Raw genomic sequence first — 20,293 nt, 5'->3', positions numbered from 1 at the left:
TCACACCCCGTCGCACCAACAACGCGCCTCGGTACTGGGAGAAATCCCGGCACCGAGGCGCGTTTTTGCGTTTCAGCCCGGCTCGGAAATCAGCTGTTGCGCCCGCTGAAACGAGACGTGCAGCACCTCGCCGACGTCACGGACAGCGACGCCATGTGCAGCGAGTCCCCGCGCGAGTAGACGAGCTGTTGCCTGGGCCGAAGCTGAATGGGCCTCGGCTAGCTCACGCTCGACCGCCACTTTCTTGGCCTCTGCAGTGACGTCGATGTCGGCGACCTTGATCGAGATCCTCAACTGCACGGTGGACGGCGCGGAGTCGGTAACGGTGCAGATGAAGTCAGCGGACTCGCTAGGCACGTCAGCGAGTCGGCGGGCTTGGGTGGTAGTGCTGAGGTTGATCGCACCGTCAGCACCGACGTACCCGGCGAGTTCGGGCACGTCGATCATCCACCACCGGTCGTCGCGGGTGACGTTGACCTGATAGGTGTGCATGTCAGACCTCTCTTTCGCAGTTGGTTGCGCAAGCCTGGATCGCCTCGTTGACCTGGCGGCGCACGCCCGGGCTGATGGTCCGGTGACCGTCGGGCAGCGAGACGTCATATTTGCCGTGGGGGCAGATCCACTTGGTGTGACTGCCCTTGCCGTCGCGACTGGTGAAGCCCAATTTCTTGAGCTGCTTGACGATCTCTCGTGTCGGTGCCGGTGCGATCATGATATTAGTCTAGCGCGCTAGACTCATTCTAGTCAAGCATACTAGACAAAATTGTGTGACTTGGTGCGGCGTTAGCTCGTGCCGTCAGCGCCGGGCTGGTACAGCGGCACGAACCGCGGGCACATGATCCCGACCGCCATACCCTCGAAGGCGCCGACGTCGCTGCTGTTGAACCCGGGATACAGGCCCTGGACGAAAACGTCCTGATCATGCAGCGTGCGGTGCCCGGTGGCGAGATAGTCGCAGAACGCCCGCGCGTTGACGACCGTCATCGCGGCCTCGGTCGAAACTGGGAGCTGATTGGACCGCACGGTGTCGAGCAGCTTGTCGTTCTGCGCATTGATCACCTCGGCGGCCGACGGCGCCTCGGTGACAGTCGTCGTCTCGATGATCGGCGCGAGATCCGCGACGTCGACGTGGCGCTCGACGCGAGTGCCGGTGACGTACGCACCGAGCACCAGGCCGCCGACAGCGACGAAGCCGAGCAGGCCGAGCAGCGTGCGGGGGAGCGGCTGCCGCTCGGCCTCGGTCTCGGTGCCAACGACTACGTCGACGTCTTCCCATGCACGCTCAAGCGGCGGGTAGTCGCCGAGACGGTCGGTATATGCGGGCGCGATGTAGGCGGTCGCGCCGAGCTGGGTCTCGGTGTCGCTCATTGCTGGGCGCCGCCGCATCCGCCCGGGGGCGCTGCGGGCGGCAGCGGTGATCCGTTGTCGATCACGCACTCGGCGCCGTTCGGGCCGCCGTGGGTGCCGGCCAGACCGTTCTGGTTGCCGTAGATCGGGATACCCCACTGCCGGGTGTGCCAGTAACTGCCGTCGGGGTAGTGCTCGCCGTCGCAGTACCCCATGTAGATCGGCGAACCTGCGCTGCCGCCGGCGCAGTCACCGGTCGACGGGTTGGGGATGTGGGGGTCCGCGTTCGCCGTCCCTGCCATGGCGACGGCCAGCGCGGTCGCGCCGAGCACCAGCGCCAGCCGACCGGCGACGCGATTCTGCCGTGCTGCAAACATGCCGCATCCCCTTCGTTTGGAGTGCTTTGGTGCTCGGAATGTATCGCCGCGCGTGGCATCAGATCAAGGGGTTACGGTTTACGTGCCTGCGCGCCGACGATACGACGACGCACTGTTTGACCCGCTGGCGCCGAGCCGCCCGGGCGTCGTTGGACAGCACCCGATCGACCACCAGCGAAAGCCAGCAACGTTACGTGACGTAACACACGCACGTATTTCGCCTGTTCGGCGCTGCGCGATGGCACTATCTACACCAGTGTGTTTTCCCAGCTCGCCACCTAAACATCCAGGTCAGATCTGGGGTTCGATTCCCCTTAGCTCCACAGAGTTGGTGTAGTTCAGATTGTCGAGCCCGGTCAGTTCAGTCGATCGGCTCTGCGCACATGTTGATCCGCCAGCGCCGCCGCGATTTCGAACAGTCGTAGCCGGCTCTGCGGCCGAAGCTCGTTCTGTGTGTCGATAATCCCGCCTTTGGCAAGGTGCGAGTCGTACGGCATGTATTCGGCACGGATCTCGGCCTCGGTGAACAGATCGGTGAGGTAGCGTCGCGCATTCGGAGTGGCGTGGTTCCGGCTGTTGTTGAGGATGACCATCGAACGCGCCAACAGTTCGTCGTAGTCCATTGAGCGCAGTAGATCGATGCAACGGGCGACCGGCAGTGCGGTGTCGCCGGTGAGTCCGGACACAAAGATCAAGGCGTCGCAGGAGTTGAATACCGCCTTCATCACCGGATGCTCCGGATTGTCCGACGTGTCGATCAGGACGACCTGATGAGTGCGGCGCAGGCGGGCAAGCGCCTCGTTCAGCATCGACGGCACGAGCGGACGAGGCTGGTCGGATGTCCGATTGCCCGACAGCACATCCAAACCGATGTTGTTGTGGCCGAGATGTTCTCGGATATCGGTGTAGCCCCGAACGTCGGCCTTGAAGATGATCTCGGTGTAGCCGTCAGGTGAGCCGGCGTCGATCCGGTCGGCCAACGTCCCGAAGCCGGGTGTGGCGTCGATCGCCACCACGTTGTCTGACCGACATTCCCGGAATACGCCGCCGATACACGTGGTCATCGTGGTCTTGCCGACGCCGCCTTTACCGGAGACCACGCCGATCACCAAGTTCTTGTGCATACGCTGACGGATCTGGTCGCGGAGTCCACGGAAATGCTGTTCAATCGGTGATTCTCCGGCATTGATGCCGTGGAATGAGGCGGCATAAACGAGTCTGCGCCAGCCGGAGGCCGGTGCGGCCTTTCGCGGAGCGGGCAGATCCGGCATATGCAGGATTTCGGAGATCGGGTAATACCGACGGGGACGGCGGCCCGCCTCGTTTCCGATCCGGTGGGCACCCGCCTGATTCGGACGCCGATGCGAACCCCGGTTCGTGCTGGCAGTGCTCCAATCGGGCAGCTTCGGTGACGGTTGGTCCAGGTCGGTCACGATGCATTAGTAGCACGGGTGGTCAATTGCATATCAGCAATCTTGGGCAGCACAACAGAACTGTTTGCCGGCCGTTACAGTTCTGCGGCTGATCCGCTACGGCGGAAATCGATGTCGCAGCAGAAAATGGGTGCGGGTCGAGAAGCGGGCGAAGTCGACCGCTAAGGCGCTGGGTGCGGACGTGACGCCTGCCGGCTGGTGGCGTGCTCTGTCGTCTGCTCGTCTGCGGCTGCCGCGACCAGGAGCAGGCCGAGGGGAATCGCGAGGTAGCTGAGCACGAGGCCCGAGATACCTTGCACAAGCGCTGTCGCACCGTCAGTCAGCGTCCAGGCGAACGCGAGAAGTAGATAGAGCAGTAGCGTGGACGTGCACAGACGGACGAACCCGTCCCGTTGTTCGGCAGGCTTCGCCAAATCCGCCAGGATGCTCCAGATCGCCCCCACCGCCGCGGTGACGAGGGCGAGCACCGCCAGCCACAACTTGAGCGACGGCGGATTCGGCATCAGACCGCCGAGCAGCGGCAACTCGATGAGGAAGAACGTCACGGTCATGGTGGCCGCGATCTCGAACGGGTCGATCGGGCCTCGGCGTCCGGCCGCCCAGAGCGCCGCGGTGGCCGTCAGTACCGCAGTCAGTACCAGGTCGAAGTTGAGGTCGGTCATCTCGGGGGCCACCTTCGGCGCCACCAGGTATCTGCTGAGCAGCCAAACCAGTACCGCCGTCAGATAAACCCCCAACGACTTGCGCCCGCTCGCAAATGTCGCGACGAGCAAAGCGACCACACTGACGGCGAGCACAGCCTCGATGATCTCCAAAGCCGAGCCGACGGTGATGGGCTGCGCCGTTTGCGCCGGCGGGTTGGAGACCTCCCGAAGGCTTCTCACCACGGTGGATTCCGGCCTAGTCCCGCCGATCTGCCGCGGCAGGAGCCAGAGCGAGGAGAATACGGCTAAAGCTAGGGTGGCGGCCACCGCGGCTATCCTTTGGCGTCGCTGCTCCATTCGGCTCGCGACCACCGCCGCGATGATGACGATCGCGATGGCGATGATGGTCAGCAGTTTGTCGGGCCGGGTAGTGCGCACTCCGCTGACGAAGGCGACAACCACGATGGGGATAAGAGCTGCCCCAACGAGCAGGCCCGTGGTGCGCGACACGGTGAGGTGGTCGGAGTCGGAGAAGGTCAACCGCCTGTTCACTGAGAACAGAGTCATCACCAGTAGAGCCAGCGCCACTCCGGCTATCCACGCCGACCACGACGTACCCACTTTCGATCCTGACTGCCCTTGGCTCCGGTACGCCAGCCACAGCCAGGTGATGATCGCGAGTTTCGCAAGGCCCATACCGAACAATGTCCACGGCCTGACCCGTACCTTCTCGGCCACTTTCGTGCCTCGATTATGGAGTGTCTCAAGACCTTTGGCGGCACCGACAGTGGACAGCGCGGGCAGTACGGCGACCGCGCTGAATGCGACCAGGATGAGCGTCGGCGCCAGCACCCATTCCACGATCCACGTCGATCGCCCGACAACGGCCGCTAGGGCCGCCAACAGCAACAGCAAGGCTGCCGGGACGAGTACCTTCATAGCCTGACTGCGTTCTAGCAGTCGGGCCGGGAGTGTCGGGGCGCGTCTGACAGCCCACAGGCAACCGGCGGCCAGGCAGATCCAGAACGCTAGCGCCAGCATCGTCGACGCAGCGCCGAGCGACGTCAGATCGAGGAACAGCACGGTGAGACACAGCGCAGCGAGTCCACCGTAGGGCAACGCCGCGGCGGTCGCCGTCAACACCCGACCCGACGCTCCCGACTTCTCGCTCGGCCGCAAGGCAGCGGCGAGCAGCGATGTCGATACAGCCAAGCCACCGAGGATCATCACACCGTTCACGCCGTGCCACGTCGGTTCGGATTTGACATCGACGGCACTTTTATCGAAAACCATGAGAGCAGAGATGAATACGGCAATACCGCTCATGCCGATTAGGAGCAGCACCGCGGCCCGTTCGCCGCGGGTCAATCCTGTCAACCGCCGCTCCGCGATCCCGTGCGCAAGGCGTTGATACCGACTTTCCGGCTGCGGCGACTCCATGCCTCCTCCTTCACCGGCGATGAATGCTTCAACATCGACACCTTCTGGTCATTGGAACTGGCCCCAGTTTCGCGGTGCTGGCAGGTCTGCCGGGTAGGGCGCTCGCAGCGCCTCGGTCGCGATGAGACGGCCGACTTCGATGTACGCATCGAACTGAGCTTCGGTGAACCACTGGTTTTCGGTGCTGTCGTGCGGAAAGGCGTCGTTACCCTTCGAAGCGGCGTGAGTCAGGACCCAATCGGGTAACTGCTGCCACAGCGTCGCTTTGGCGAGGATCAAGATGCCCGTGCCCTCCCGCAGGCCGGCGGCGGCGGGATAGGTGATCTTGGCCCGCAATACCGCCCCAGCGGTCAAGCGTCCGTTGAGGCGCTCGAAGGGGTGCGACCGCGGAAACCGGGTGCCGGAGCCGGGGGCAAGCTCGGCCTCCGAGAATGCCACCGTACCGTCGGTTTGCTCGGCTCGATCAGCAGGTGGCGCAGCGGTGGAAGATGACACCGGATACGGGGAGATCTCCACGCCGAGTTCGCTTCTGGCCAACCGCGTCGCATCGGCTAGCCCGGACAGCAGCGGCGGGGTGTCGCCGCCACCGTCGATGCAGTAGATGAGTCGACACCTGCGTCGCAGTGCCTCGACCAGCCCCAGATTCTCGTAGTGACCGCCGTCGGTCACCTGGACCAATCGGGCGTCGGACTTGTTGATGCCGAACAGTTCTCGGTAGAAGTAGCTCGCCCCGCGCACCGACGGCAATGCCTTTGGGAATGCCCTGTTCGATTGGTTGTGCTCGAGGTCTCCGACGAACACCGGGTTCGGCAGCCAGGTTCCCAGCCGTGCCCCCGAGGCGGCCAGGAGGGCCTGAATTCCGCTGGTCTGCCGGCCCATCGACGAGGCGAACGCTGCGCCGCTGATCGCCATCGCCGCCTGGACAGTAAGGTCGCGCTGAATGCGGGCAGGTGCCAGTTGCCGCAAACCCGCGGTGCGAAGCCAGCCCAGTGCCGGGCCGCCGATGTGGTCAGCTCCAAGGACGAAGGAGACGACGTTTTGGCCTGGCCCGGGTTTACGTTCCCCGGACACCGCTGCCGCAGCGGCGAACACGAATTCCGGTCCACCGGCGGCAGACCGGCCATAAGTGTCCAGCCAGGTCGGCTCCGTCTTGGGGTAGGGCTGCGCGCTTCCAGACAGCCGGCGTACGGCGAACGCGCGAGCAATCCTGGTGCGGTAGAACGGATGCAGGCTCAGCGATGTGACATCGCAGAAGCCGAGGAAGAGTGCCACTCCGACGACGGCCAGCCAGCATTCTTTCCAATACGGAACGGAGTGCAACGTGGTGCCATCATGGGTGGCGTAGTTGAAGACCCATGCGCCGGCGGTTCCCAGGATCGCGAACCACACCGCGGCCAGCATGGTCAGGGTCAAGGTGGTCAGGAGCAGTTGGAGCACCGACGGGGGCAGCATCTTCTTGATCCATGACCAGAGCCCGGAGTCATTCTGGGAACTGCCGGAGTCCTTCGGTCGTACCATCGACACCACTGCGGTGGCCAACTGCACGACCGCGATGGCGGCTGCTCCACCTAGCGCCCCTGCAAACGCTCGGCTCGAATGGCCCTCGGGAATGGCGGGAGTGATGGGCGAGCACCACGCGAGAAGTTGCGGTAAGGCCGCGGCCAGGATGAAGAACATCAACGCATAAAGCATGATGGCCTCTGCAATCGTGCCCAACCGCTCCTTCCAGCGTGTGGCTTCAGGCTGCACCGAACGCCACTCCGCGATCAGGGCGCCGGCGGCAACCAGCAGCGCTGCGCCGAGAATAATCAAGAGCGCCACCCAGATTGGCGGCGGGTAAGGGTTGAGGGCAATCAGCTGTCCCGCCCGATTCGTTCCCGGGACTCTGGCCGCGATCGGGATGATGGCGTAGAGCCAACCCGCCAGCCAGCCGATCAGGATCGCAGAAGAAAAGAGCATAGCCAACGAGGCCAAAAGATTTCGAACTACCTGAGCCAACGCCATGAGCAGAGCCGGCACGGTGTCGGCGATATAGCTGGAATGTCTTCGCAGGTAATTGAACTCCGGAGAGCCGGGTGCGAAGCGCGCCGATATGGGCAAAGATATCGTCTCGGGATTTTCGGGCTGCCCTTCCGATCTTGGCGGAGGCTGTACGGCTAGAAGGCGTGCGCCGGCACTGAAACCGCCCCCGGACACCGATATGATGTAAGAAAAGTCGTCCAATAACTTGCGATCGCTACCGGGCAGTTGCTGACTCGAGAAGACCTGCATCGCTCCCATTGCTACGCAAGCCGACCGCACCCCTCCTCCGGACAAGCACAACGCGGTCCCTCCGGCATGTTTGCCCGAGCCAGGCACATTGTAGGCAAGGCGCCACGCTCGCTCGTCCGCGTCGGCATGCTCGGAAATCTGTGGAATATCAAGCGGCGCAAGCAATCCAGTCCACCACGGTCGGCCGCTGTGCAGGTCCGAGCGCCGCCGGATCAAGTACTGGGACATATAGGACTTAGCCAACCGAGTCACCAATGCTGCGGTGACCGCGACTACCAATGCTGCGGCGACGAATGCCGCCCACTTCGTTGCCGCGGTGACGGTCACCCAGAAACGTAGACCGGGATGCGCCAGGGAGAGATACAGCAAGGTGTTCTCGATGGCGTTGGCCGCGACGGCGAGAACGGCGATACCCCACACCAGCGGAATGGCTCGTCGGCCTGCCGCGGAGAAGGTAAGCATCTGATAGATCACCGCGCAGGCTGCCAACACGAGGCCATAGCCTGCGATGACCGACCAGCCTTGGGCTACCGCGCTGCGGACCAGTTCGCTGTCGCCGGGCAAAAAGGCCACCCGGGAGTCGTGAACGAGTTCGGCTAGGCGAGCGGAGGCGATCTTCGTATCGTCCCGGCGCTGCCACAGCAACGCGCCATAGGCGAACGCGAGGCCGCTGATAATCGATAGGACTGTCGGTATAACTCGGCCAGTCCTGGACTGCTTGACTGCCATATCTGTTGTCTACAGCAACGCGTTCGCCGGTGGACTCGTTTGCTCCATCGCGTCGGCTGCTACTGCAACGTCACCGCAATGACGGCTTGGGCGTCGGAGTTTCCCCGCTCAACCCTGGGGGCCGGTACGAGTGATGTGGTTGCTCAGTCGCGGTCCGGCGGCATCTGGGGCGCAGAGCCGTCGGGCGGAGGGGGTAGCGGCGCCGGGTCAGGCATGTGCCCGGGCTCGTCGGGCAGGACGTTGTCGGCGCGGACCTCGTAGGTGTCGTGACTTGATACCTCGGCGTCGACCCAGCCACCGGGGTAGTACGTGCAGTTGCTGTAGTACTTGCTGTTAGAGCAGCGGCTGGTCGCGTTTTGATAGTGGGCGGGAAACCCGATGATCCGCTGGCGCGTCCAATAGCCGTCTGGCCGGATCGGCGAGTCGCAGATAACCCGCGTCTGTCTGCCCAGAAAGCCCCAGGGGCGGACATCGCAGTTGGCGGGGTGGTCGGCACGGGCGACCGGGGGGCTGTAGGCGCCCGTGAAGGCGACTGCGCCGAAGGTGACGATGCCGATGATCGCCCTGATGATCAGATGAGTGGACATGGGGAAGTAATCCTTCGAACTCGGCTTACGACAACACACGCTCTGACGGGACCGGCAAACGTCAGTTCACCTTCTGTTAACCGTACCGTCACTTTGCGTACACGTCGATTCGAAGGCAGCCTGGTGGGCGGAGGGGCCGAGAGTGAGGTATGGGAGGTAGTGGAATGACCATGCTCATGTCAGTTCGCGCCACACAATCCGGCGGCCACCGTGTCTAGCGCTCGGGAGGCCTGGCGGCTGCTGGAGCCCCTGCACGCGGTTGTCTACTTCTCACCGGAGCCTCTGGCCGCGCTCGACGCCGCCGGCTATCGCGGATTCTGGATGGGCTACTTCGCGGGCCGCGCCGCTCCCCTGGGTGCGGTCGGCGCCGAAGTCGTGCATGCGGTGTTCTACAACTTCTCCTTCGAACGTGTCGCCAAGGCGCTGCCCGCCGCGTGGCAGTTCGCGCCGCCCGAAGCTGCCCTCGAGGCACGTCAAGCGGGCGCAGTCGCCGCACTGCGGCGCCACCTCGCGGATCTGGCGGACGGCCCGGAGGTGGCCCGCGCGGCCGAACTCGCCGCACGGGTGGCGTCTGCGGCGCCCCTCGCCGGCCGTGTTCTGGGTGCCGCCAATCATGCACTGCGGCTGCCGGAGCAGCCCTTGGCAAAGCTGTGGCACGCGGCCACCGTGCTGCGCGAGCATCGCGGCGATGGTCACATCGCGGCCCTTCTGGCTGCCGGTATCGAGGGCCGCGAATCGCATGTGTTCCACGCGCTGGCCTCGGGGACCCCACGCCATACCTACACCGTCGCCCGCGAATTCACCGATGACGAGTGGAACCGGCTGGCGAACGCGCTGCGCGACAAGGGTCTTGCCCGAGCCGATGGGCTCACCCCGGAAGGCGTCCGGCTCAAAGCGCAGATCGAAGAGCAAACCGACCGGCTCGCCGCCCCGGGGTATGAGGCGCTGAGCGATACCGAACGGCACGACTTGATCCGTATGCTGCACCCGCTGACCCGGGCCGTCGTCGCCTCGGGTGAGATCCCTCTTGATTCGCCGATGGGGCTTGATCTTCGCCAATTCCTCGACCGGCAGTGACCGGTAGGATTTCCCACGTGGCTCAGTCTGGTCGGCCGGACATGTCCCCCTATGAGCGCAAGGCTTGGGGCGTGCTGTTGGACGCGGCTACCGGCGCCGAACCGCCCGGATGGTTCGAAGGCCTCAGCCAGGGCATCACGGATCGCGCCAAAGACGTGGTTTCCCAAGTCCGCTCCGGGGTCGAACAGGTCCCGGGCGCCACGGCAGCCATCGGCAAGGTGGACCAGCTCACCACCAAGGCATTGGAGACCCTGCACGCCGTTCTGGTAGAGCGGGGACTCAATTCGGTCAAGCCGGCCAACGTTTTCGCGATGTTCGCCGAAGAAGGCGTCGCGGTGCAGTCCTATGACGAGGTGAAGACGCTCGACCTGAAGCACTGCGACCGCTCGATGCCGCGCCGCAAAGAGCGCTACATCGCCTTGGCAGTGGCCGAAGGCGCGGCGTCGTCACTGGCAGTAACGGGCTCGGCGGTCACGAGTGCGGTCACCGGCGGTACGACCATGACGGTCGCGGCCTCGGCCGTCGTGGCTGACGTGACCGCGGTGCTGGTCGGGATGGGCCGCATCGTGGCATTGGTTGCGGCACACTACGGTTACGACGTCCGCGAGCCAGATGAGCAGGCGTTCGCCTCGGGGGTGATCGCCTATTCCGCCGCCGGCAACTCCGCGGAGAAGGCTGCGGCATTGGCTTCGCTGTCGCGCCTGACGCAGCAGATGATGCGTCAGGCGTCGTGGCACCATCTGCAGCCGCAGCAGGCGGATAACGTGATCCGTCAGGTCTCCATGGCGCTGGGATTCCGGCTGGCCAAACGCAAACTGGCGCAGGCGGTTCCGATCTTGGGCGCGGTGGTCAACGGCGGACTCAACGCACGCATCGCGCATCAAACATTCGAACGCGCCCAGCAGGCCTATCGGCTGCGGTTCCTCACCGAAAAGCACGACCTGGACGCCGGCCAGTGGGCGCCGGTGGTGGCTTCTGACGGTGCTGTCGACATCCCACTGATCGACGAGATACTTGCGAAATCGGGCGACGAAGGCGCTGCCCCGGACTGATTCACCGGTCCACCGACTCCAGCCCGGCGATGAAGACTCGCAGCAGTCGCCCGACGGTCGACTCGAAGTCGGTGACGATCGGCCGGATCGAATTCGGATTCGTCCAGGCCCAGGCGGTGCCGGTGAAGGCGTGCACCGCCGCCGTCAGGGCGCTGAGCTGGTCGTCGGAGAGCGGCAGCGAGAGCCGCAGGGCCGAACCGAGGCGCTGCTGAGCGTCGCGGGCCTGGGTCATCAGGACACCCATCTCGTCGGGACTGAGCTTGGCGATCAGCGCTGGCGAAGCCGCGATGAGCTCGCACAGTACGGGCCGCGCCGCGAGGGTGCGGGCCAGGGCTTCCGCCGGCGTCCTGCCCGGCAGTTCGCGGGCCAGTGTGTCGATCCAGGCCAGGTGTTCGTCGTGCATCACTCGCAGCAACAGCGCTTCGCGCGAACCGGCGTAGCGCAGGATGCCCGACTTCGCCAGACCGGCCGCTGTCGCCACGTCGCCCAGCGTCAGTGCGGTGGCCCGCGTGTGGGTCAGCAGTTCGCGGGTGGCGGCGGTGAGCCGCGTCAACCGGTCCTGGCGCTGCGCCTCGTTGCGGGCGCGCGCGAACGGCAGGGGACGGGGTATCGACATGACCCCTATAATAGAACAGCGTTCTGTTATTGTGTCGGCCATGATGCGCCGCTACGAGTGTGTGGTCCGGAGTCGCACCACGGCATCGCCGCAGACCCTGTTTGCCCTTGTCTCCGACGGCGCCCGGTGGTCGCAGTGGGCCGCGCCGTTGATCCCGTACTCCACATGGGAGTCCCTGAGCCCGACCGGCGACGCCGGTGTGGGCGCAATCCGGGCCGTCGGGCGGCGCAGACGGCCGACCCGCGAGATGATCACCATCCACGAACCCCCCGGCCGACATGGCTACACCATGCTCACCGATGGCCCGATCCGCGACTATCAGGCGCGGGTGACCTTCGTCGAGGACGCCGACGGCACCCGGGTGACGTGGCGCGGCCGGTACGAGACACGTTGGCGCGCAGTGGGTGTGGCTTACTGGCTGGTCCTGCGGGTGGTGCTCGGAACGCTGATGCGCAAGCTCGTCGCCGCCGCTGAACGCAAGGCGGGATAACCCGAAGAATCAGTGCAGGGTGTCAGGGCACAGTTCGTGCTGCGCGATGTCGATCACCGGGCGCAGGTTGACCGTCAGATCGTCGACCATGGACGGCCCGCCGAACGACGGCCGACGCACGTAGTCGTCGACGACTTGGTCGACCGTGGAGCCGCTGCGCAATTGGTTGCAGAACCGGTGTCCGGCCGACAGGCGTGCGTTGGGCGGACCGGACCGGAAGACGCCGTTGGCGTCGAGTGCCGCCAGATAGCTGGCGTCGTCGGCGTAGGCCGGTGCGCTGCCGAGCAGGGCGATGGCGGCGGTCCCGACGAACACGGCTACACCCAGAATCCGATTCATACCGGCGATGCTAGGCGATAAGGGGTCGAAAGCACGTCGACTCTGCGTCCATGGCGGAGAAGTGCGAGTGCACCCCGCCATGGACGCAGAGTCATCAGGCGCTAAATGAGCCCCAGCGCGGTCATCGCGTCGGCGACCTGGATGAAGCCGGCGATGTTGGCGCCCAGCACGTAGTTGCCCGGGGCGCCATACTCATCGGCGGTGACCAGGCAGCGGTGGTGAATGCTCTGCATGATCGCGGCCAGCCGCTGCTCGGTGTACTCGAAGCTCCACGAGTCCCGCGACGCGTTCTGCTGCATCTCCAGCGCGCTGGTGGCCACACCACCGGCGTTGGCCGCCTTGCCCGGCGCAACGGTCACGCCGGCCTCGGAAAACAGCTTGACGGCCTCCGGGGTGCACGGCATGTTGGCGCCCTCGGCGACGATCTTGCAGCCGTTGCGGGCCAGCGTGGCGGCGTGGTTGCCGTCCAGCTCGTTCTGGGTGGCCGACGGAATCGCGATCTGGCAGGGCACGTCCCAGATGGAACCGCCGCTGTTGACGAACTGGGTCGTGCCGCCGCGGGTCTTGGCGTAGGCCTCGATGCGCTCGCGCTTGACCTCCTTGATCTCCTTGAGCAGCTCCAGGTCGATGCCCTTCTCGTCGACGATGTAGCCACTGGAGTCCGAGCAGGCCACCACGGTGCCGCCCAGCTGGTGGATCTTCTCGATCGCGTAGATCGCCACGTTGCCCGAACCCGAGACCACGGCCCGCTTGCCCTCGAAGGAGTCCTTGGCCGTCTTGAGGATCTCGTCGGCGAAGAACACCGCGCCGTAGCCGGTGGCCTCGGTGCGGACCTGCGACCCGCCCCAGGTCAGGCCCTTGCCGGTCAGCACGCCCGACTCGTAGCGGTTGGTGATGCGCTTGTACTGGCCGAACAGGTAGCCGATCTCGCGCCCGCCCACGCCGATGTCACCGGCGGGGACGTCGGTGTACTCGCCCAGGTGGCGGTAGAGCTCGGTCATGAAGGACTGGCAGAACCGCATGATCTCGTTGTCGGAGCGGCCCTTGGGGTCGAAGTCCGACCCGCCCTTACCGCCGCCGATCGGCAGGCCGGTCAGGGAGTTCTTGAAGATCTGCTCGAAGCCGAGGAACTTGATGATGCCCAGGTAGACCGAGGGGTGGAACCGCAGGCCGCCCTTGTACGGGCCCAGAGCCGAGTTGAACTCCACCCGGAAACCCCGGTTGATCTGCACGTCGCCGTTGTCGTCGAGCCACGGCACCCGGAAAATGATCTGGCGCTCGGGCTCGCACATCCGCCGGATGACGGCGCTGTCCACGTACTCCGGGTGCTTGGTCACCACCGGGCCGAGGCTGCTGAGCACCTCGAAAACGGCCTGATGGAACTCGGCCTCACCGGGGTTGCGCCGCAGCACCTCGTCGTAGATGTCGTGCAGCTTCGGGTTCAGTTCGGTCATAATGTGTGATCTCTTCCTCGCGTGTCGCTGTCGCGGGCACAGGCTAGCGGCCTTAATCGCTAACGCCGAATCCTGGCCGTTACGGCATTGTTAAATCATTAACATTCGCGGGGCACTGGTTAACCTTGATTGGCGAACAAGGGGCGGAGCACTCGATGGTGAAGTCGCGGCGGGACCCGCTCGCCACGGTGCCTGACCAGGCCTTACCCGCCGCTGACCTCGCGGAGATGGAGATCTTCGCCGACTGCTCGGCGGCTGATCTGGCGCCGCTGCTCGCCGGGTTGCGACCGCTGCAGGCCCCGGCCGGTGCCGAACTCATGCGGCAGGGCGAGCAGGCTGTGTCATTCCTGCTGATCTCGTCGGGATCGGCCCAGGTCAAGCACATCGGCGACGACGGCGCCGTGGTCGTCAACGAGGTGACGGCCGGCATGGTGGTCGGTGAGATCGCGCTGCTCCGCAAGGGCCTGCGAACGGCGACGGTCACCACCTCGACGCCGCTGACCGGCTGGATCGGTGACGAGCAGGCCTTCCACGAGATGGTGCATGTTCCCGAGGTCATGGGAAGGCTGGTGCGCATCGCGCGCCAGCGCCTGGCCGCCTACCTCACCGCCGTACCGATCCAGGCCCGCGACGGCACCGACCTGCTGTTGCGGCCGGTGCTGCCCGGCGACAGCGCGCGAACCGTGACAGGGCACGTCGAGTTCTCCGGGGAGACGCTCTACCGGCGGTTCCAGACCACCCGGACCCCGAGTCCCGCGCTGATGCACTACCTGTTCGAGGTCGACTACGTCGACCACTTCGTCTGGGTGATCACCGAGCTCGACGGCTCGTTCGTCGCGGACGGGCGATTCGTCCGCGATCCCGAAAACCCAACCTTCGCCGAGATCGCGTTCATCGTCGGCGACAGCTACCAGGGCCGCGGGATCGGCACCTATCTGGTGGGAGCGGTGGCGGTCATCGCCCGGCTCGAGGGCATCGAGAAGTTCACCGCGCGGGTGCTCTCGGAGAATGCGCCCATGCGCGCAATCCTCGATCATCTGGGCGCCTACTGGGAGCGCGACGACCCCGGCGTCGTCACCACCGTCCTCGACGTACCGGGCGAGGACCAGCTGCCGTTCGACCGCGTGACTGCCGATCGGATCAAAGAGGTTGGCCGCCAAGCCATCCAAGCCGTGGGGTAACCGCTGGCCGCGGCCCAGGTCGCGTTGGGTAAATTGGCTGCGATGTTGACCCTTCGCGCGGTGCTGGCCATCGGCTGTGTCTGCCTGCTCGCCGCTTGCAGCTCCCGCCCCGCCGAGGTGTCCGCCGACATCGACAAGGTGGTCGACCTCAAGTCGTCCTTCGGCCCGGAATTCGAGGCCAAGGCGATCTCGCGCACCGGGATCGACCCCAAGCTGCTGGCGGGCACCGCGCTGCCCCCGGGCCTGACCTTCGACCCGGCCGACTGCTCGAAGTTCGCCATCAGTCAGCAGCTGCCGCAGGGTGTGCAGGGCAACATGGCCGCCGTCGCCGCCGAAGGGAAAGGCAACCGCTTCATCACCATCGCCCTGGAGACCTCAGAGCCGGTTCCGGTCAATGAGCCGGGCCGCACCTGCCGGCGAATCGGCTTCTCCGGAGGCCAGATGCGCGGCTTGATCGAAACCGTCGACGTGCCGCATATCGACGGGGTGAAGACCCTGGGCGTGCACCGGGTGATCGAGGCCGTCGCGGCCGGCAAGTCCCGCGTCGGCGAGCTCTACAACTACTCGGCCTACTTCGGCCCCTACCAGGTGCTGGTCACCGCCAACCCGCTGGTGCGGCCGGGCCAGCCCGTCACCCCGGTCGACACCGCCCGGGCCCGCGAGCTGTTGGTGGCCGCGGTGGAAGCGATCCGGAACTAGCGGAGCCGCCGGTTCGGCTACCGCACGCCACGCGGGCGGAACTGAATGCTGATCCGCGGGCCGGTGGGCGTGGCCGTCTTGGGGATCGAGTGCTCCCACGTCCGCTGGCATGAGCCACCCATCACCACCAGGTCGCCGTGGTGTTGAGCCAACCGCAGGGCGGGACCGCCCCCGCGTGGCCGCAGGGCCAGCGTGCGGGTGGCGCCGACGCTGACGATTGCGACCATGGTGTCCTGGGTGGCGCCGCGGCCGATGGTGTCCCCGTGCCAGGCCACGCTGTCGCCCCCGTGACGGTAGAGACAGAGCCCCACCGTGGTGAAGGGCTCGCCGAGTTCCCCGGCGTAGATGTCATTGAGCCGGCGGCGCAGTTTCGCGATCGCCGGGTGCGGTGCTTCCCCGGTCGTCAGGTCGTGAAAGCTGACCAGCCGCGGGACGTCGAGCACCCGGTCATACATCCGGCGGCGTTCGGCTCGCCAGGGAATGACCGTCTGCAGCTCGCCCACCAGTTCGCTGCTGGCGTCGGACAGCCAGCCCGGACGTACGTCGAGCCAGGCGCCGTCGCGGAGCTGTCGGCGTTCGCTGAGGTCGAACAGCGACTCCTGAACCGGTATCGCCACGATACGCAGACTATCGCACATCCGTTCGATTCGTCGAGGTTGCCGTGAGGGTTGTGACCAGTCCGGCGATCACAGCCCTGGCGGCAATCTCAAGTCCGATCGTCGCGCAAGGGCCTCACGAGCGCGCGCGACGATGACGGCAGGGTGATCCTCCTTGATCACCCTGATCACCCACCATCCGAGGTCTCGAATCATCTCGCCACGGCGGACGTCCTTCGCATACTGCCGCCGGTCGGTCCGATGGTGCTCTCCGTCGTATTCGACGGCAACCATCGCGTCCCGCCACCCCATGTCCAGATAAGCCACACAGGCGCCGTCGCCGACACGTATCTGCGTAACCGGCGGGGTGAGCCCACCGTCGATCAGCACCATCCGCAACCAGCTCTCCTTTGGTGACTCGGCACCCCTGTCCATCAGATCGAGTGCGACTTTCGATCGGCGCAGTCCTCGGGCCCCAGGGTGACGTTTGGCCAACAGCAGGGCTTCGCCGGCACTCACGCCGGTGGCACGGCTCAACGAATCGAGGTGCCGCACGGCCAGGTCACGGGGTAGATGCCGGCCGAGGTCTAGAGCCGTACGTGCCGGTCCGGTCACCAACATCCCGTCGATGTCGACCAGCTCGTCGGCGTCGATGCGTTCATTGCGCACGATGATTCCCGTCGGTGGCCGTCCGTTGCGCCAGATCATCTCGATCGGCGTAGTCGCGTCGATCCACCGGGCGCCGTGCAGTGCCGCCGCGGCACGGCCCGCGATCACGCCCTTGCGCCCCGACCAGAGCCAGGCGCCAACGGTATTGGCGCGCAATGTCGGTGGCGCTTCCTTTGACAGGTAGACGTCGGGAAAGAGTGCGGAGTAGTTCCACCGCAAGTTGCCGCGAGTGAGGCCGCCGGCGAGCGCCTCGGTTCCTTTGAACACCTCGAACATGGGTCGATGGTGATGAGCGGCACCGACATCCAGCGGTCCGCGCGTTGAGATTGCGCCCACGGCTGTGGATAGGCTCCGCCAACAGCCCTGGGCGCAATCTCGGGGGCAGGGCGCTGCGAGGCCGGGCTACGACCAACTGGGCAGCCAGATCTCCATATTCCAGGTGGCCGGCGAGATCGGCACGCCGGTCAGAATCGGATACAGCCAGGCGAAGTTGGTCAGCACCAGTGCCACGTAACCGGAGACCGCGAGCAACCCGAGCGCCCAGCGCTCCTCGGTGCCGGTTCTGCCGTCGTTCACGATGTCGACGCAGATCAGGGCTAGCAGCATCGCCAGGAAAGGCGCCATCGGCACCGCGTAGAAGAAGTACATCTGCCGACCGATATCGGCGAACCACGGCAGCCAGCCCGCGCAGTAGCCCACCAACGCCGCGGCGTAGCGCCAGTCGTGGTGCACCAGGCTGCGCCACAACGCATAGCCCAGCACCGGCACGGCCAGCCACCACATCGCCGGCGTGCCCACCATCATCACGGCTTTGACGCAGGACTGCGCGCCGCAGCCGGGGACGTCATGCTGGTCGATCGCATAGAGCACCGGGCGCAGCGACATCGGCCACGTCCACGGCTTGGACTCCCACGGGTGGTGGTTGCCGGCGGCGTTCGTCAGCCCGGCATGGAAGTGATACGCCTGGTAGGTGTAGTGCCACAGCGAGCGCAGCGCGTCGGGCACCGGGAACCGGCTCTGAAGCCCGATCGACTGGCCGACCTCGTGCCGGTCCACGCCGGTCTCGGAGGCGAACCACGGCGCATACGACGCCAGATACACCCCGAACGGGATGAGCACCATCGCGTAGGCGGTGGGGCCGAGGTCGCGGCGCAGCGTCCCCAGCCAGGGCCGCCGCACGCGGTACTGCCGGCGGGCGGCCACGTCGAACGCCAGCGACATCGCGCCGAAGAACACCACGAAGTACAGGCCGGACCATTTGGTGGCGCAGGCCAATCCGAGCAACACCCCGGCGCCGAACCGCCACCAGCGCACCCCGAGCCGAGGGCCCCAGGGCGTCGCGCCGCAGCGACCGTCGGTCAGCACGGTGTGCATGCGCATGCGCACCTGGTCGCGGTCGACGATCAGCGCCCCGAACGCGGCCACCACGAAGAACGTCAGGAAGCCGTCCAGCAGCGCGGTGCGCGCCGCGACGAAGCTGACGCCGTCGCCCACCAGCAGCAGTCCGGCGATCCCGCCGGCCAGCGTCGAGCGGGTCATCCGCCGCACGATCCGCACCAGCAGCACTATCGCGAGCACCCCGAGCAGCGCACTGGTGAACCGCCAGCCCAGCCCGTTGTAGCCGAACAGTGCCTCACCGATCGCGATCAGCTGCTTGCCCACCGGCGGGTGCACCACCAGGCCGTAGCCCGGATTGTCCTCGACACCGTGGTTGTGCAGCATCTGCCAGGCCTGCGGCGCGTAGTGCTTCTCGTCGAAGATCGGGGTGCCGGCGTCGGTCGGCGTGTACAGGCTCGAAAAGCGGGTCACCGCGGCCAGCAGCGTCACCGCCGCGGTCACGGCCCAGCCCCGGGCCCGGTCGGTCGGCCCGAAATCGGCGACCGGCACCAACAGCCCAGGGCTGATCACCGGAGCACTGCGCTCCGGCACGGCCGCGGGCCTGGTAGCGGTCGGAGCACTCATTCCGACGATCGTAGGCTGTGCGCCATGCCCGATGGTCGATTGCTGCTGGGTGCCACCCCGCTGGGCCAGCCCTCCGATGCCTCGCCGCGGCTGGTCGAAGCACTGAGCACCGCCGACGTGGTGGCCGCCGAGGACACCCGGCGGGTGCGGACGCTGGCCAAGGCGCTCGGCGTGCAGATCGCCGGGCGGGTGGTCAGTCTGTTCGACGCCAACGAGGCGGCGCGGGTGCCGGCGCTGCTTGCCGACATCGACGCCGGGGCCACCGTGCTGGTGGTCAGCGACGCCGGGATGCCGTTGATCAGCGACCCGGGCTACCGGCTGGTGGCCGCGTGCGCCGACGCCGGGTTGCCGGTGACCTGCCTGCCCGGCCCGTCGGCGGTGACGACCGCTCTGGCGGTGTCCGGACTGGCCGCGGAGCGGTTCTGTTTCGAGGGCTTCGCGCCCCGCAAGAAGGCGGCGCGACGGGCCTGGCTGGGGTCACTGGCCGACGAACGACGCACGTGTGTGTTCTTCGAGTCGCCGCGGCGGCTGGCCGACTGCCTGCGCGACGCGGTCGACGAGCTCGGCGGCCAGCGCCGCGCGGTGGTGTGCCGGGAGCTGACCAAGACCCACGAAGAGGTGCGGCGCGGGACCCTGGCCGAGCTGGCCGACTGGGCGGTCGACGGCGTGCTGGGGGAGATCACCGTGGTGTTGGCCGGGGCCACCCCGCGCGCCGACCTGGCAACCCTGGTGGGCGAGGTGATCCGGCTGGCGGGCGAGGGCATGCGCGTCAAGGACGCCTGCGCGCGGGTGATCGCCGACGTGCCGGCCGCGGTATCGCGACGCGAGCTGTACGACGCGGTGCTGCGCTCCCGGGAGTGAGGGGATATCGGATTCGTCCCGGCGTCGTTAAGCTTTGCTGCAGTAGCTTCCTGGCCTCGGGAGGGCGCGTATGACGTCGAATGACACGACCGAATCGACACCGCTGAAGGTTGCGCTGACCGTCGTCGGCCTGATCTTCATCGTCGGGATCTATCCGCTGACCGTGATCTGGCCGGCGGGCTGGGCCTGGGGTCACGCCGGCGCGGACTCCTCGCACTACCTGGTGATGATCCTCGGCATGTACGCCACGCTCGGGGTGTTCCTGTTGTTCGCCGCGCGTGATCCGCTGGCCCACCGCAGCCTCATCTGGTTCACGGTGGCCTCCAGTGTTGTGCACGCCGCGATCATGACGGCGCAGGCGATTGGCGACGCTGCCGAACGCGGTCATCTGCTCGGCGACGTGCCGGCGCTGTTGATCGTGGCGCTGGTGCTGGCATTGCTGATGCCGCGCCGCGGCGCAACGGTTTGA

At 66.2% G+C, this 20,293-nt stretch carries 21 protein-coding genes; 7 read left to right on the top strand and 14 right to left on the bottom strand.

Annotation, left to right across the window (positions count from 1 at the left end; genetic code table 11):
* Positions 1 to 72: 72 nt before the first annotated feature.
* From ABW16_RS01635 to ABW16_RS23730, 8 genes are all read right to left on the bottom strand, one after another.
* Positions 73 to 492 (bottom strand): hypothetical protein, encoded by a 420-nt coding sequence (locus tag ABW16_RS01635; protein WP_047317354.1) that lies wholly within the window; start codon positions 490 to 492, stop codon positions 73 to 75.
* 1 nt (position 493) lies between these two features.
* Positions 494 to 712 carry a type II toxin-antitoxin system HicA family toxin gene (locus ABW16_RS01630; RefSeq protein ID WP_047317353.1) on the bottom strand — a complete coding sequence of 73 codons (219 nt, stop codon included), beginning with the start codon at positions 710 to 712 and terminating at the stop codon, positions 494 to 496.
* A 71-nt stretch (positions 713 to 783) separates the two neighbouring features.
* On the bottom strand, positions 784 to 1,368 hold the full coding sequence (locus ABW16_RS01625) for a DUF732 domain-containing protein (protein WP_047317352.1): 585 nt from the start codon (positions 1,366 to 1,368) through the stop codon (positions 784 to 786).
* Positions 1,365 to 1,724: a hypothetical protein gene (locus tag ABW16_RS01620; RefSeq protein ID WP_047317351.1), complete on the bottom strand. Its 360-nt coding sequence runs from the start codon at positions 1,722 to 1,724 to the stop codon at positions 1,365 to 1,367. The genes ABW16_RS01625 and ABW16_RS01620 overlap by 4 nt, the downstream gene beginning before the upstream one ends.
* A 356-nt stretch (positions 1,725 to 2,080) precedes the next feature.
* Complete coding sequence (locus ABW16_RS01615; RefSeq protein ID WP_233424662.1) at positions 2,081 to 3,157, bottom strand: MinD/ParA family ATP-binding protein; 1,077 nt, start codon at positions 3,155 to 3,157, stop codon at positions 2,081 to 2,083.
* Positions 3,158 to 3,318: 161 nt separating this feature from the next.
* Positions 3,319 to 5,241 (bottom strand): hypothetical protein, encoded by a 1,923-nt coding sequence (locus ABW16_RS01610; protein WP_047317350.1) that lies wholly within the window; start codon positions 5,239 to 5,241, stop codon positions 3,319 to 3,321.
* 48 nt (positions 5,242 to 5,289) lie between these two features.
* Positions 5,290 to 8,241 carry a hypothetical protein gene (locus tag ABW16_RS25915; RefSeq protein ID WP_131721455.1) on the bottom strand — a complete coding sequence of 984 codons (2,952 nt, stop codon included), beginning with the start codon at positions 8,239 to 8,241 and terminating at the stop codon, positions 5,290 to 5,292.
* 143 nt (positions 8,242 to 8,384) lie between these two features.
* Positions 8,385 to 8,828, bottom strand: a complete 444-nt coding sequence (locus ABW16_RS23730; protein WP_052956737.1) for a CDGP domain-containing protein — start codon at positions 8,826 to 8,828, stop codon at positions 8,385 to 8,387.
* 210 nt (positions 8,829 to 9,038) lie between these two features.
* On the opposite strand from ABW16_RS23730, the gene ABW16_RS01595 reads away from it, so the two are divergent.
* Positions 9,039 to 9,905, top strand: a complete 867-nt coding sequence (locus ABW16_RS01595; protein WP_109519442.1) for an SCO6745 family protein — start codon at positions 9,039 to 9,041, stop codon at positions 9,903 to 9,905.
* A 17-nt stretch (positions 9,906 to 9,922) separates the two neighbouring features.
* Entirely contained in the window at positions 9,923 to 10,957 is a 1,035-nt protein-coding gene (locus ABW16_RS01590) for an EcsC family protein (RefSeq protein ID WP_131721454.1), read from the top strand.
* 1 nt (position 10,958) lies between these two features.
* On the opposite strand, the gene ABW16_RS01585 is transcribed toward ABW16_RS01590, so the two are convergent.
* Positions 10,959 to 11,573: a TetR family transcriptional regulator gene (locus ABW16_RS01585; protein WP_109519441.1), complete on the bottom strand. Its 615-nt coding sequence runs from the start codon at positions 11,571 to 11,573 to the stop codon at positions 10,959 to 10,961.
* A gap of 40 nt (positions 11,574 to 11,613) precedes the next feature.
* Between ABW16_RS01585 and ABW16_RS01580 the strand changes: the two genes are divergently transcribed.
* Positions 11,614 to 12,063: an SRPBCC family protein gene (locus ABW16_RS01580; protein WP_047317679.1), complete on the top strand. Its 450-nt coding sequence runs from the start codon at positions 11,614 to 11,616 to the stop codon at positions 12,061 to 12,063.
* A gap of 9 nt (positions 12,064 to 12,072) precedes the next feature.
* On the opposite strand, the gene ABW16_RS01575 is transcribed toward ABW16_RS01580, so the two are convergent.
* Complete coding sequence (locus tag ABW16_RS01575) at positions 12,073 to 12,402, bottom strand: DUF732 domain-containing protein (RefSeq protein WP_047317347.1); 330 nt, start codon at positions 12,400 to 12,402, stop codon at positions 12,073 to 12,075.
* Positions 12,403 to 12,503: 101 nt separating this feature from the next.
* On the bottom strand, positions 12,504 to 13,856 hold the full coding sequence (gene gdhA / locus ABW16_RS01570) for an NADP-specific glutamate dehydrogenase (RefSeq protein WP_047317346.1): 1,353 nt from the start codon (positions 13,854 to 13,856) through the stop codon (positions 12,504 to 12,506).
* Positions 13,857 to 14,011: 155 nt separating this feature from the next.
* Between gdhA and ABW16_RS01565 the strand changes: the two genes are divergently transcribed.
* Together ABW16_RS01565 and ABW16_RS01560 are read left to right on the top strand one after the other, a co-directional pair.
* Complete coding sequence (locus tag ABW16_RS01565) at positions 14,012 to 15,037, top strand: GNAT family N-acetyltransferase (RefSeq protein WP_047317345.1); 1,026 nt, start codon at positions 14,012 to 14,014, stop codon at positions 15,035 to 15,037.
* Positions 15,038 to 15,079: 42 nt separating this feature from the next.
* Positions 15,080 to 15,736, top strand: coding sequence for a DUF5642 family protein (locus tag ABW16_RS01560; RefSeq protein WP_047317344.1), 657 nt, complete (start codon positions 15,080 to 15,082; stop codon positions 15,734 to 15,736).
* A gap of 17 nt (positions 15,737 to 15,753) precedes the next feature.
* On the opposite strand, the gene ABW16_RS01555 is transcribed toward ABW16_RS01560, so the two are convergent.
* The 3 genes from ABW16_RS01555 to ABW16_RS01545 all read right to left on the bottom strand — a co-directional run bounded on the left by ABW16_RS01555 (position 15,754) and on the right by ABW16_RS01545 (position 18,963).
* Positions 15,754 to 16,353 carry an alpha-ketoglutarate-dependent dioxygenase AlkB gene (locus tag ABW16_RS01555; protein WP_200900597.1) on the bottom strand — a complete coding sequence of 200 codons (600 nt, stop codon included), beginning with the start codon at positions 16,351 to 16,353 and terminating at the stop codon, positions 15,754 to 15,756.
* Positions 16,354 to 16,422: 69 nt separating this feature from the next.
* A complete protein-coding gene (locus ABW16_RS01550; protein ID WP_047317342.1) occupies positions 16,423 to 17,277 on the bottom strand; it encodes a hypothetical protein in 855 nt (284 codons plus the stop codon).
* 126 nt (positions 17,278 to 17,403) lie between these two features.
* Positions 17,404 to 18,963: a dolichyl-phosphate-mannose--protein mannosyltransferase gene (locus ABW16_RS01545; protein WP_047317341.1), complete on the bottom strand. Its 1,560-nt coding sequence runs from the start codon at positions 18,961 to 18,963 to the stop codon at positions 17,404 to 17,406.
* 24 nt (positions 18,964 to 18,987) lie between these two features.
* Between ABW16_RS01545 and rsmI the strand changes: the two genes are divergently transcribed.
* Both rsmI and ABW16_RS01535 read left to right on the top strand, forming a co-directional pair.
* On the top strand, positions 18,988 to 19,824 hold the full coding sequence (gene rsmI, locus ABW16_RS01540; protein ID WP_047317340.1) for a 16S rRNA (cytidine(1402)-2'-O)-methyltransferase: 837 nt from the start codon (positions 18,988 to 18,990) through the stop codon (positions 19,822 to 19,824).
* Between the two features lie 70 nt (positions 19,825 to 19,894).
* Complete coding sequence (locus tag ABW16_RS01535; RefSeq protein ID WP_047317339.1) at positions 19,895 to 20,293, top strand: DUF6632 domain-containing protein; 399 nt, start codon at positions 19,895 to 19,897, stop codon at positions 20,291 to 20,293.

This window comes from Mycolicibacter heraklionensis (assembly GCF_001021505.1).
Lineage (GTDB): Bacteria > Actinomycetota > Actinomycetes > Mycobacteriales > Mycobacteriaceae > Mycobacterium > Mycobacterium heraklionense.
This window is presented reverse-complemented; position numbering and strand designations above follow the sequence as displayed.